Annotated in this window: 5 protein-coding genes; all 5 read right to left on the reverse strand. The window is 36.7% G+C overall.

Annotated elements, in window-relative coordinates:
- Window positions 1-24: 24 nt before the first annotated feature.
- Complete coding sequence (locus tag ACSLUO_RS12495; protein ID WP_448248906.1) at window positions 25-3,504, reverse strand: TonB-dependent receptor; 3,480 nt, start codon at window positions 3,502-3,504, stop codon at window positions 25-27.
- Between the two features lie 585 nt (window positions 3,505-4,089).
- Window positions 4,090-5,571, reverse strand: a complete 1,482-nt coding sequence (locus ACSLUO_RS12500) for a tryptophan halogenase family protein (protein ID WP_448248907.1) — start codon at window positions 5,569-5,571, stop codon at window positions 4,090-4,092.
- Between the two features lie 151 nt (window positions 5,572-5,722).
- The gene (locus tag ACSLUO_RS12505) at window positions 5,723-8,206 is read right to left on the reverse strand and encodes an Ig-like domain-containing protein (protein ID WP_448248908.1); all 2,484 of its coding nucleotides are present in this window, start codon (window positions 8,204-8,206) and stop codon (window positions 5,723-5,725) included.
- A 15-nt stretch (window positions 8,207-8,221) separates the two neighbouring features.
- Window positions 8,222-11,752, reverse strand: a complete 3,531-nt coding sequence (locus ACSLUO_RS12510) for a TonB-dependent receptor (RefSeq protein ID WP_448248910.1) — start codon at window positions 11,750-11,752, stop codon at window positions 8,222-8,224.
- Window positions 11,753-12,354: 602 nt separating this feature from the next.
- Window positions 12,355-13,914 carry a sulfatase family protein gene (locus ACSLUO_RS12515; protein WP_448248911.1) on the reverse strand — a complete coding sequence of 520 codons (1,560 nt, stop codon included), beginning with the start codon at window positions 13,912-13,914 and terminating at the stop codon, window positions 12,355-12,357.
- Window positions 13,915-13,983 lie beyond the last annotated feature (69 nt).

The raw sequence follows: 13,983 nt of genomic DNA on the forward strand, positions 1-13,983 counted from the left end.
AATAATTTATTTAACAACTAATTTTTAGAAATTAATTCGCGCACTCATACGGAATTGTCTACCCGTTTTATATTGCCCAATAGTTCTGCTTTCATCGGCATCACCATCTAAGGCATTACCTTCATCAAATAATACTGAATTACCTTCAGAATCAATTTGACCTAAGTCCATGGTGGTAGATGTAAAGTAAGTTCGGGTAATATCGTCGGTTAAATTTAATGCGTGGAAAGTAAAGGTAATATTTTCGTCCCACTTATATGTTGCACTAAAATCCAACTTAGTTGTTGAGTCTTGCCAAGCTGCGCCATCCGTTAAGCCACGATTAACTAATTGATCAGAATTAAATCTGTGTGTTAAGCGCAGTTGATGGCCATTGTTTTCCCAGTACAAGGTAGTGTTTGCTGAATGTTTAGGAGTATATGCCTGAGGTAAGGCTTTTAATACGCGGCCTGTTAGTTCTAATACTTCGGCATCTGATTCTGAATTAGCATAAGTGTAGTTAAAATTAACGCCTAAGCCAGATAAAACACCGGGTAAAAAGTCATAAGCTTGGCTATATGCAAACTCAGCACCTTTTGTTACAGCACCTTTACCGTTACGGGTAATTGAGGCTTCTAATAAATCACATTCAAATTGAAGTGCATTTCTTATTTGATCTTGAATTATACGATCAGGATGACAGTCTGAGTTCATCGGAGTCATGCCATCTTCAATTGGCATGGCGAAGTCTTCCCAATTTAATGATTCTAAATCGTATTCTTTACGAATATCTTTAAAATAGACTCGGTCTTTTACTTGTTCTTCAAAGTCTGTCATATCTTTATGGAATAATGCTAAAGATAATAAGCCTGTTTTATTGAAGTACCATTCTAATGAAATATCCACATTGTCAGATTTTAAAGGTTGTAGATCAGGGTTGTTCACAGTAGCTCGGCTAAAATCTCCCCATAAATCTTCTGTCGCACTAAAACCAGGACGCAATGAGTCAAAACGTGGACGTGCCATAGTACGTGATGTGGCAAATCGACCAATAATATCGTCAGTAATTTGATAATTTAAGTTTAAGCTAGGTAACCAAATTTCAGATTCCCCATAACCTGTCGCAGAAAATACTCTGCGCCAAATATCATCTTTTTGCTCTATAGTTCCGTTAGCAACGAGTGCATCGCCCCATTGTTTTTGAGTACTTGCATCAGCATGACGATAGTTCCACCACCAACTTCTATCACCGCCGTCATTGCGAACAATTTCAGAAACATTACCTTCAGCATCATAATTAACAATTAAGATATTATCGTCACCAGTAAATCGGAAGTCCCAGCAGTTAGGTAAAGCATCGCCATCAGGGAAACCATCAATACGTTCTTCTTGTCCTTCTGGACATGGGTCTAGTTCTGTATTTGCCAGTTTTTTATCATAAACTAATTCGTGCGGGCTAAATATGTTGGAACCATCAGCGTATTTTGCTGACGGGTTACCTAAGCTATCTACTTCAGTTTTTACATAGCGGGTACCTATATTACCGGTTAAACGGCCGTCTAGGTATTCGAAATTAACTTTTGCGTACACAGAGATATTGTCTTGGTTGACACTACGGCTACCGGTGCGGTCTTGGTTTAATGTAATATCTTCTATTGCAAAAATTTCCTGAAATGCTTTGTCAGGATCTAAAATTCCCCAGCCGTTTAAGTAGTCGGTATTATATGGTGAATTAGCGGGAATTAGATCTTCCATAAAATTACTTACCGGTAAGCCATGACCAACGAGTACGTCAACCATATCGATATTACCAACACCATCCCCCGTAACTGGGCGCCCAGTTAGCGGATCAAATACTGTTGTACCATCACCTGAAAACGTTTGATAATCGGTATGAACATCTTTTTTACGATTTGATAATTTAAAACCAAATTCAACACTCGTTGAGCCTAGATATTCTACGGCCCAATCAAAATCGACAAATAAGGTTTTATTGGTATCTGATGAAATTTCTTCATTTTTAGCCACATAGCCTAAATGATGGGCATATGGGTCTAAGGGATTAAAGCCTGAGGTTGAATAATTACTTTCGTTGTTATTAATTCCTTCAGGTACATAAATATAAGGGCTAGTGCCAGTGACAAGCGTACAATTTCCTGTTTGACAATCGTAACCAACAGGCTCTAATACATTACCGAATTCATCGGGCTCAGTAGCAGGCATATCATCTAGAATAGATAATGGAATACTTAACCAGTTAGCTGTACTTAAAGTTGCGTTAGGTAACGAATTATAATCAGTATTTGAATATCCAGCTGTGATATCCATGGTCAAATCATCAGTGATTTCTTGCGTAATAGTTAGTGTTGCCACTTGGTTTTCAGTTTCATTACCACCTAAACGGCGATTAAAATTACCAGAACCATAACGGTTTAACGCTTTAGTTAATGTATGATTAGATTCATCTACTGTCCACCAAAGGTGTTGAGGATCGGTAGCAAGGTTGGCACGTTGATCTTCGTCTAAATCAGGTTTTTTAACATTAATACCATGAGTATCGAATTCAACGTGTTGTTTCGAATAACTTACATCTAACTGTACATCGGTGGTATCTGTTGGCAGAAATTGAAAGCCAGCAGTAATCGTTTCTCGTTCACGATAGTTTACATCTGTATTGTATGATGTACCTCGACTAATAATCGCTTTTTGCGCGCTGGCTAGCTCTCCTGTGGTCGTGGTAGCACCACCTTCACGGATATCAACTACTTCGTATGGTGCTAACCAGTCACCACCAATTGAGTCTTTACGTGTATCTTGCGTTTCTTTTGACGCAGTAACGATAAGTCCGAAAGTTTCATCTAAGAATTTTTCTGAAATTGTACCGGAAATTTTGTAATTATTTTTTTCGGCATATTCATTATGACGTCCTTGTATTTCAATAGAACGTCTGTCTTTATCGACTAACAGAGGCTTAACTGTACGTAATATAACATTTGCACCTAATGAACCTTCGTCATGATCGGCAGCCGCTGTTTTGATAACATTAATCGAGGATAAAATATCAGAAGAAAAGTTACTTAGATCAACAGATTGGTCTGATACTGAACCACTACCACCGCCGCCATTTAAGCTTGAGGTTAATGCTACACCATTGAGTGAAATTTGGTTCAAATTAGCGCCAGCACCACGAACAGAAATACGAGTTCCTTCACCATCTGATTCTTGTACAGTAACACCGGTTATGCGAGATAAAGCGTCAGCAATATTTTGATCTGTTGATTTACCAATATCTTCAGCAAAAATCGAATCTTGAACGCCATCGGCTAAGCGCTTTGAGTTGATCGAACGCTGTACACTACCTTTATAACCAACAACTTCGATAACTTCAATTTTGTCTTTTTCTTCTTGTTTACTTTTGGCTTTATTAGCACCGTCTTCTTCTGCTAGGGCTAAATTGGTGCCTCCAGCAAATAAGATAGGGATCATCGCCAGTGTTAGTGGCTTTAACTTAAAATTTGCAGTCATTTCTCGGCTCTCCTCGATAATACTCTTTATTGAACTCTTCTTACTAATTAGCAGGGATCATATTGTCAGTATTAATATTGTTTTTATTGTCTTTATATAAAAAGTTTTTTTTATATGCTTTTCAGTCTATTTCTATATTTTGAATTTGTAAAGAAAAAATTATATATAAAAACATAATTTCACATAGGAGTTTTTGGGTTGTTGTGTACTTTTGTTTTTAAGTTGATTTCTTGAGCGTTTAAATTATTTTTAATGTTTGAGTTTTTTATATAAGTTATTGTTATTTAGTTTTTAATTTCGAATTGTGTAATCAGTTAATTGTTTACAATTTTCAAAATGGTTTTGGTTGCTTTGAGCTTTTTTGTAAGATTAATATGCTTGTTTTTGTTTTTTAAATTTAAATGTTGCCATTTAAATAGTTACTAATTCATTCGTATATTATTGCACCTATCATAATAAGTAAAAATACCGGCGTAAATTGCTCAATATTGCAGGTAGAGATCAAGGCAGGTAAAGATCTAGGTGAGTTTGTTACGAGAATCAAGCTATAAACAACTTTTTCGATTGATTTATCGTAAAAATTGTTTATACGGGACGAAAGTTATTGGAAAATTTTTCTAATGTTTGCTTAATTTGAATTGGATCTGGCCATGTTTTTAAGTTTTGCGGAATATCATTTTTAGTTGGTGGTGAAAATATACCGCTACCGGCTAAAATACAGTGCCAAGAGGTCGAACTAAAATATTGAGATATTTGTAGTTTTTCTAAGGCTTGATGAATATCTTGACCTGAAACCCAAGTCTCCATAATGAATTGCAGATAGTCTGATATTTCAATACTTCTTGCATCTTGCCAGTATTTTGTGTCTGCACGGGTGTTAACTAAGTAGTGAAGTACAATAAAGTCTCTAATACGATCAAAATTGAAATTTACCTTATCATTAAACCATTGTTGTTTTTCGGCTGACGTGTTTCCGTAATCATATGCGGTAATAAAATCTTCAATAGTCGTTTGGGTAATATGTAAAGCGGTTGCTTCTAAAGGTTCGATAAAGCCTTGTGAAAGGCCAATTGCTAAACAATTTTTGTACCAATGCTTTTCAGTTCTACCAACACGCATTTTAAGATGCTTAGCTTCACCGATAATATTTTCTTCACCGATATGTTTGCGTAATTCTTGCTCAGCGGCATCTTTTGAAAGATATTTACTACTATATACGTAACCATTACCGGTTCTGTTTTGTAGCGGAATATGCCAAGCCCAACCATGATTAAGTGCGGTCGAAACAGTTTCAGGTTTGAGTTTATCCATTTGTTTGCTTGGTATTGCCACTGCTGAATCATTGAGTAAATTATTAGCAAAACTGATAAAAGGTACTTTAAGAGTTTTTTCTATTAATAGGGCGCTAAACCCAGTACAGTCTACAAAAATATTGCCAGTATACTTTCGGCCACAAAGTGTTTCTACGGCACTTATTTCACCAGCGTCGGATTGTTCAACTTTGGCGACATCGGCTTCAACTCTTTTAACGCCAAGCTTTTGCGCAAAAGTAGATAAAAATTGACCAAGTAATGCCGAGTCAAAATGGTAGCCATATTGATTTTCACAGTTAACACCATTAATTGGTTTTGGCGATTTTCCTTGTTGCGCTAATAACGTTAGCAAAAAAAAGTCGTCGGGATGATAAGCGCAATTATAACCTTGGCGGCGTAATTTATTTTGTTGTTCAAAAGCTTCTAAATGTAACGAATCAACTTCGCTTGGGAAGGGATGAAAATAACTTTTGTATGCCGAGTTAGTTGACCAATTAGAAAATTTAATGCCATTTTTATAAGTGGCATTACAAGCGGTCATCCATTCGTTTTCGTTAATTTCTAAAGTAGTGAATAATCTCTTTAAATAAGGAGTTGAACCTTCACCCACGCCAATGGTTGGAATGTTGCTAGATTCAATCAGCGTAATATCAAATGCTGTGTTTTGGAATTGTTTAGCAAATAAACTGGCAGTCATCCAGCCGGCAGTACCGCCCCCAACAATGATGATTTTTTTATTATTATTTTGGTTCATACTTCTTAACCCATGTTAAATGCCAGTAAATATAAAATTAAAGTATCACTCATAAATTTCATTGTAAATAGCTTAGCAATTTACAAGTAATACAACGTAAAAGGCCTTGTTAATGAACAAGGCCTTGCAGTGTTAATAAATTTTATTCAAATTATTCTGGTACAGGATAAAGTCGAACGTTATCTATATTGAAAGTAGCGTTATCCTTCATAATAATTTCTAATCGAACATCATCGGCTAATGACCAGTCAAAATCAGGGTCACTCGCGATTGCACCATTGAAATAAGTTGATTCAGTATCAGTTACAAAATGGAATCTTAAGTTTTGCCATAAAGTAGTTGACTGTGAAATTCTATTTTTAGGACTAGCTAAATAGTTTCCAGAGGTTTGGTCAATTAACTTAACTTCTATCGCCTCAGGGCCATTAACATTTTTGAAATCAAATTCAACAACATAACGGATGCCTTTTTTAAACGTACCTTGTTTGATACCTTCTGGCATTAAGCGGATAGCTGTCCAAGAAGCTGTACTTTTTGCTTCAAGACCGTAAAGGGTTTCGATATCATTGCCATAACGGTTGGCGTCTTCAGTTAAGGCGATAGTTGCATCGTTAGTCGACATAACCCAGTCTGGTGCAGTGCCGTCATTAAAATGACCATTAGCACCCTTTACAAGATTGCGTTGTTGATTAAAACGGTATGGCACCATTCTTACATCATCTAACGTAGTGTCTTTTAACCCAGAAAACTGTAATGCTATTTCTTTTGCAGGGTCTGTAAAAAAGTTATCTTTAAGAAAATCAACTGTATGCAATACTTGTGATCTTACACCACGCATTGTTGAGTATTCTGCAGGGTAAATATTACTATTATCGACTGGATTTTTAACAAGTAATGTAACATTGGCATATGGAACCGTGCTATCACTTGTTTTCGTTTGCCAAGTAACATAGAAGTTATCATCTTCTGTAATTTTACCCGGTATTATGCCTGGAGCCGTTAAACGTACAGCCGAATTATCAACTAAGGTAGTTACACCGAAACTTCCTGAAAAAGCACCATTGGCGTTAAGCACAGTACCGTCAGGTCCGCCTGTTTGTTGAACCCAGCCATTATCAAAAGCGCCACTTTCAAAAGTACCGTCTCTAACTAAATTAACATCAGCAGGAGCAATGTTTAGCTCGAATGTACGTTCTTCTGAAGTTAAGGTGCCATCTGTTACTTTATAAGTAAAACTAAACTTCTCGCTTTGATCTTCAGATAAATATAAGAAACCATACGGATCAACTGATATTGTACCGTCGTTGTTAACGGTAATACCAAATTGTTGGGCTTCAACTGGAGTGACTAGGTCAATAACTTCCATAGGATCACCGTCAGCATCTAATACACCTTCTAATAAATCAAAAGTTATCATATCGTCATGAGCGGAGATTGTTTTTACTAAGTCAGCTGTAAATTCAGGGGCATTAAATAAGTTAGCTCCTTTAACAATAAATGTTGCTGTACGAGCTGTTTTATTGTCAGCATTTCCATCAGTTACAAAGAAATTATAGGTAATAGTTCCTTCTTCACCTTTTTCTAATTGATCGGCAAAAACAGAAGGGTCAAATGTCAACTCAAATCCTGTCATATCACCGGTAATAGGATCATTGATAGCATTTGTAGTGGTAAAGCTACCTGCTGGAGCTGTAACACCATCGTAAGTTATATTTGCGGTTACACCTTGAACACCTAATTTCTCTACCGAATAAGAGTTATCGTTATGGTAAGTATAATAGTTATCTAAATCGCCAACTTGTCTGGCGAATACTTGATTATTATAAATATCCTGATCAAAAACTCCTTCAAGTAAATTAATCGTAACCTTATCGCCTTTTTCCGAAACAGTCACAGGCTCTGGAATTACAGGGACAGTTTCTTCATTGACTAAGCTTGGGCTTCCGTCAGGATTTAGTTCAAGAAATTGTGGAGCACTATTTTTACCTACTATTTTAGCTAGAATATAATGCTTAACCGAAGTAATACCGTCTGAAATATCAAACGAAATATTTACAACAGATACTTCGTCTTGAAATAAAATAGGCGCAAATTCCGTTGGTGTTACCGTTAAAACAGATTGTTTTATTTTGAAACCATACATAATTTCATCGGTAATAGGGTAGTTTTGTGCTTTCTTTATAATTTGTTTATCTTCAAAATCTATGTCTGTTTGACCAACTTCATAACCTAATGGTGTTAAAATTGGCTCACAAATTTCAGGGTAATTAGCTGCGGCAACAATGGTGTCACTACAGTCAGGACCAACCCATACATATTGAAAGTTATCGACAGTTAATAGTTGCCCTTCATCAGGGTCAGTAAAACCTTTTAATAAATCAATATCAAAATGTTTAGCACCATTTTCAAAAGTATCTGACTCTTGGAAAGTATATTGCACTTGCATGACATTTTGATCTGTAGAAATATCATAGACTTCGGCATATGTACTATATTCAGTTTCGAATACTTCTGGTGACGAAAGGACTGGAGCACTATTATTGCTGGTATTTGCCGTGTTACTAGAACTGCTATCACAACCCGCTAACACTGTTAATAAGGTCGGTAATACCAAATTTTTTAATTGAAAATTCATCATAATTCCTTATTCTTAAAAGTTAACTCTTACGCCTAAACGGAAAGTGCGGCCTGATTTAAATTCAGAACGGGTACGGGAGCTGGTTACTCCGCCATCTAGTGCGTTACCTTCGTTAAATTCTTCACCGTTAAGTACAATACTTTCACTAGTGAAATAATCTCGAGTCGACTCATCAAGTAAATTGATTGTTTGGAATGAAACAAGAACGTTCTTGGTTGCTTTATAGTTAATAGATAAATCCATAACTCCTGATCCTTCGCGCCAAACATGACCGTTATCAATATTACGACGTATTAATTCGTCAGATTTTCCACGATAGGATAATCGAATTTGATGGCCATGCTGCTCCCAGAATAACGTTGCGTTATAACTGTGCTTAGGTGTCCAAAGTGCAGGCATTGCTTTTAAAATAATATCGCTATCAAGCACTGACGCTTCTGCTTCCGTTTCACTTTCTGAATAGGTATAGCTAAATTGAGAGCCTAAACCGGCGAAAACTCCAGGTAAGAAATCATAGGTTTGGTTATAACTAATTTCCGCACCTCTAATGGTTTGAGCTGCACCATTTCGTACGGTTGATACATTAAACTTTTTACATAAATCAATTAAGTTTTCGCTATACCACCAGTCTCTTTGTAATGAACCAACATTACCACGGTCAGGGAAACAGGCGGCAGTCCCTACACCATCAAGTGTATCGGCATTAAAGTCAGCTTCAACTTCAGCTGCTGATTTAAGTAAGTTTGTAGAATCATATCCAAGTGACGGGTCAACATAACGTAGATCGGCAAGATATGTTGTTAAACTTTCTTGGGCAATAAAGTTTGTCATGTCTTTATTAAATAAAGTCGCAGATAACATTCCGGCTTCGTTGAAATACCACTCAAATGATAAATCAATATTTTTTGATTCCTCAGGTTTTAATTGAGTATTAGAAAGTATTACGTTTGAGCCTTTATTTGTATAATCAGCCCCCCAGATACCTTCGTTAACAGCAAAGCCCGGCTTTAAGTCATCAATAGGCGGTCTAGCCATGGTTTTTGAAACGGCAAAACGGGCAATTATATCATCTTCAACTTGATAATTTAAATTCAAGCTAGGTAAATACATGTCATAGGTATTTGTACCTGCTGTTTTAAAAACATCGGTACTGCGATCTTCCGCTAATGCAGGATCAGAGCTCTCGCCCCAGTAATATCGAGGAGCATGGCTGATATCGTTATGGCGACCAACTTTCCAATGAGCAATATTGCTACGCTCTGTATCAGGATCATAACATGGGTAACCATTAGGGGCGCCTTCCCATCTGACATCATCACTATAATCGTCTGGCGTACCGTTAAAGTCCCACCCTAAACCATCAAGGCGATTATGTTTACCACCTTCAGTTGCTGGATTTGGAAAATCTCTCGCTATATCACATGCGCCATTAGGGGTGTCAGGGTTACGAAGTTGTCTAAATAAAAATGGGTCATAAACACGATCTAGAGAATCGGCTCTAAAGTAATTTACGCCGGAATAACCACTAGTTTCTACATCGGTTCTTACCCAACGTAAACCAATGTCACCAGTTAATTTATCCATTGGAGAGAAACTAAATTTAATATAAGCGGCCTGGTTCTTAAGTTCCGCAGTTCTACTTTTTGATGGATCTACTGTGTAAGCTAAGCTTTCGGTTGTGTTTGCTAAGGCTAGTAATTTACTAGCAGAAATTAATGGCCAGCCATCTGTAACATTACTTAATGGAACCCCCAAATCTTGCATAAAGTCGTCATATGGGAATTTCTCGTCAGAGAGGTAATTTGTCGCAGGTACAGCTCCTAATGATTGACCTGGTTGAACAATACGTGTACCGGTGATATTACCATCTTTATCAAAAATATCGACGACAATTGCTTTACCAGCATTTTCGAATTTACCTTCTTGGTCGTCTACCATTTTATTTCGTTCTGAGTATTTAACCCCAAATTCGAATTTAGTTAGACCGTAAAAATCTAATTCCCAATCAAAATCAATAAAGGCTGTTTTTTGCTCATCTTCGATTGCTTTATCACGAATTCTTACGTTGTTAGTACCCTGGGCAGTAATATCTTCAGGATTGAATGCTGTACTGGTTCTACCATCAAATTGCTGAGTAGGGTCTTCAGCTGAAACAAAGCCGTCAGAACCAACAATATAACAAGTTCCACTAGTACAATCATAACCAGCGGGCTTAATACCTGTGTGAGGTGTACCGTAAGCATCAGCATATTGTTTGCCGTATTTTCCACCTTGTAGGTTAACAACTAAGCTAGAAATAGGTTCTAACTCTGTTTTTGAATAGTTAACGCCAACATCTACTTTAAAGTCGTCTGTAATGTATTGTTCTAAAGACAAGTTAACCACGTGGTTAGTTGTACTATCACCACCATTGACTCGGCCATAACCACCATCAGCAAAACGGTTTAAAGTTTTAACCATTGTTTTGTTTTGAGTATCTATGGTCCACCAATCTTCTTGTGGATCACTAAACGTTGGTGCATAAACAACGGTAGCTTCATCAACTATTTTAGTTAACTCTAGATTAGGCACACCTTCAACATAGTTTTTTGATGCCGCTATTGTTCTTACTTGAATTGAATCATTCGAAGTAATCGTGTTTTGTTTACCGTAAATAAAGTCAAAGTTAATATTAGTTGAATCTGTTGGTAAAAATTGCAACGACAATGTTGCACCTTGTCGGTCACGTTTATTTTGAAATAGTGAGTATTTTAAATTACTCGAAATAAGGGCTTCAGTATCGGTAACAATATTTCCATCTAAATCGCGAGCCTTATCTATTGCAAAAGGTTCATATCTGCCAAGATCTATTTGGTCTCGTCTTATTGACGATGTTTCATCATAAGCTGAAAATAGAACGCCTATGGTATCGTCATTAAATTTATGCGAGATGGTACCAGAAATTTTGTGATCACTTTCTTCAGAAAAGTCACTATAACGACCTTGAACTGTAAAGGTTCTTATGTTGTTATTAACATCTAAAGGCTTGGTCGTATTTAATTGAACTGATGCACCTAAAGAGCCTTCATCGTGATCGGCACTAGGTGTTTTTATAACATTAATATGAGATAAAATATCTGATGAGAATGTACTTAAATCAACCGATTGGTTCTCATCAGAACTGGTTAGTGTTACACCATTCATGGTAATAACGTTTTGGTTTGGATTAGCACCACGAACCGTAATTTTGGTACCTTCGCCATCTGTAGATTGAACTGATACACCGGTTACTCGTGAAAGTGCATCAGCAATGTTTTGGTCAGTTGATTTACCAATGTCTTCAGCATAAATTGAATCACTAACATTTTCTGAAAAGCGTTTAGCGTTCATTGATTTCATGACACTACCGCGGAAGCCTGTTACTTCAATGACTTCTACAGCGTCTTTTTCTTTATCTTTTTTATCTGTAGCTTCTTCTTCAAATGCAAGCGCATTAAAGTTCATCGTAGTCAATATCGCGAGCGATAATGTACTAAGTTTAAAACCTTGTCTTTTTATAGACATAATTTCTCTCTCCTTAAAGGATATGAATACAAAAAATCGTTAATTAAATTTCGATTTTTTGTTCCCCTCATTTTTGTATTTTGTTTAAGCTCTAGTCTATTTTCTGTTTAGCTTCAGATTAGCTGAACTCTTTTTTAATATCGCATCACCACACTCTTGTGTCAACGGTCTATTGTTAACAATTAAAGTTCATTTGTGAACTAATGTTTTCGTAAGTGAATGAGGTTATTTTGTTAATAGAGTGTGAATGTAAAAGGGTATTTTATATTTATCCTTTACTATCAATTAGTTGTGTTTATTGTTTTTGTTTGTGTATTTTTTTTATGAATAAATTACATATTATTTTTTAGGTTGTTTTATTGCTTTTTTAAAAATAAAAAATTATATGTAAATTGTAGGCGTGGTCTTAAAAAGTACTATTTAGTGTGCAATTTAGTTTTTTAATGTGTAATGATGGTTAGGTATTGGCAAGTATTTTGTTGCCAATTTAACTTGACCACTACCGACTTAATTTGAAACGGTGAGGGAATTCAGAGGAGCCCTCTGAAGTATAAGTGTTATATCTTCAGAGGACTTTTTAGTTTAGTGTAAAGGGGGGGATTTTAGCGAGTTGTACGGTTAACTAACTTATCGAGTGTTGCTTGATATTGTGCTACTAAATTTGCCTTTTGTTTGGCTAAGTTCTGGCTTTCACTAGGATCTTTGCTGAGATCGAATAATTGTGGCTCGCTTGAAAGGCCACTTTCAATGTTCTTGCTGTTGGTGATCCATTCCCCTTTATTATTGCTGGGTGCAATATATTTCCAGTTATTATCTCGTAGCGATAAAGTGTAGGATTCTTCTATAAGAAGCTTACGACCGCTCTGGTTAGCATCTAACCAAGCCTTTATATGATTCTCACTGTCGATAGCTTCATCGTCTGCCAACGGTATTTGCAACAGGTTAGCAAGTGAGGCATAAACGTCAACTTGGCTCATTAAACTATCACTTGTCCCGGGTTTTACTTTAGCAGGGTAGTGAAGAATGGTTGGCATGCGTGTACCTGCTTCATATGCACTGTATTTTCCGCCTCGATAAGGACCTGCCGGTTTATGATCGGCTAATTTTTCTATAGCAAAGTCATCATAGCCATCGGTAAGTACTGGACCATTATCACTGGTGAATAAAATTATGGTGTTGTTTAGTACGCCAGATTTTTCTAACTGTTTAACCACTTGCCCAGTGATCCAGTCCATTTGTACAATGGCATCACCACGAACCCCCATTGAACTTTTACCTTTAAACATGTCATTAGGTAAGCGTGGTACATGAATATCGTGGAAAGAGAAGAATAAGAAAAATGGTTTATCTTTGTTGTCGGCAATAAAGTTATTGGCCTTATTAGTAAATACGGTATGAAAGTCTTCATCTACCCATTCTGCACTTTTACCGCCTGCCATATGACCTATGCGACTAATGCCATTAATGATGGTTTCGTTATGTTGATCATCTGCTGGTTGTCTTCTTAATTCAGGATTTTCATAGCCTGTTGGACGGTTACCTATTTTACCTTGATAGCTAACATACAAAGGATCATTTTTATCTAAATTAACCACATGATGATTTTCTAAATAAACGGATGGTACACGATCACCAGTAGCAGGTAATAAAAAGCTGTAATCAAAACCTATTTCTAAAGGACCAGGGCTGACTGCTTCATTCCAATTAAGTGCTTTTGTACCGTCACCTAAACCTAAATGCCATTTGCCAACAACCGCTGTTTGATAGCCTACTTTTTTTAATAGCTTAGGTAGTGTGGGTTGCTCGGTACCAATCAGTAATGGTGCATCGCCTTTTAATACCTCCGCTTTTTTACGAAAAGCATATTCTCCTGTTAGTAATGAATAGCGTGATGGTGTACAGGTGGCTGCTGAGCTGTGGGCATCGGTAAAGTTAATGCCATTATTAGCTAAGGCATCGATGTTTGGTGTGGTAACACCTTGGGCACCGTTAACACCAATATCGCCAAAGCCTAAATCGTCAACATAAAAAATAACCACGTTGGGTTTGGTATTTTTACTTGTTTCTTGCTCTGAAGTTGAGCAAGCAGATAAGGCTGCAACAGCGAATATGGGCAAGGTTAAGATTTTTGTTATCTTGGTAAATTTATTGATTTTTATCACCTTGGTTTTTCTCCATAGGGGTTATAAGCAATCTGAACGTTATCAATGAAATGCTTGTTATACTTTTCC

Source organism: Thalassotalea agariperforans, from assembly GCF_053470345.1.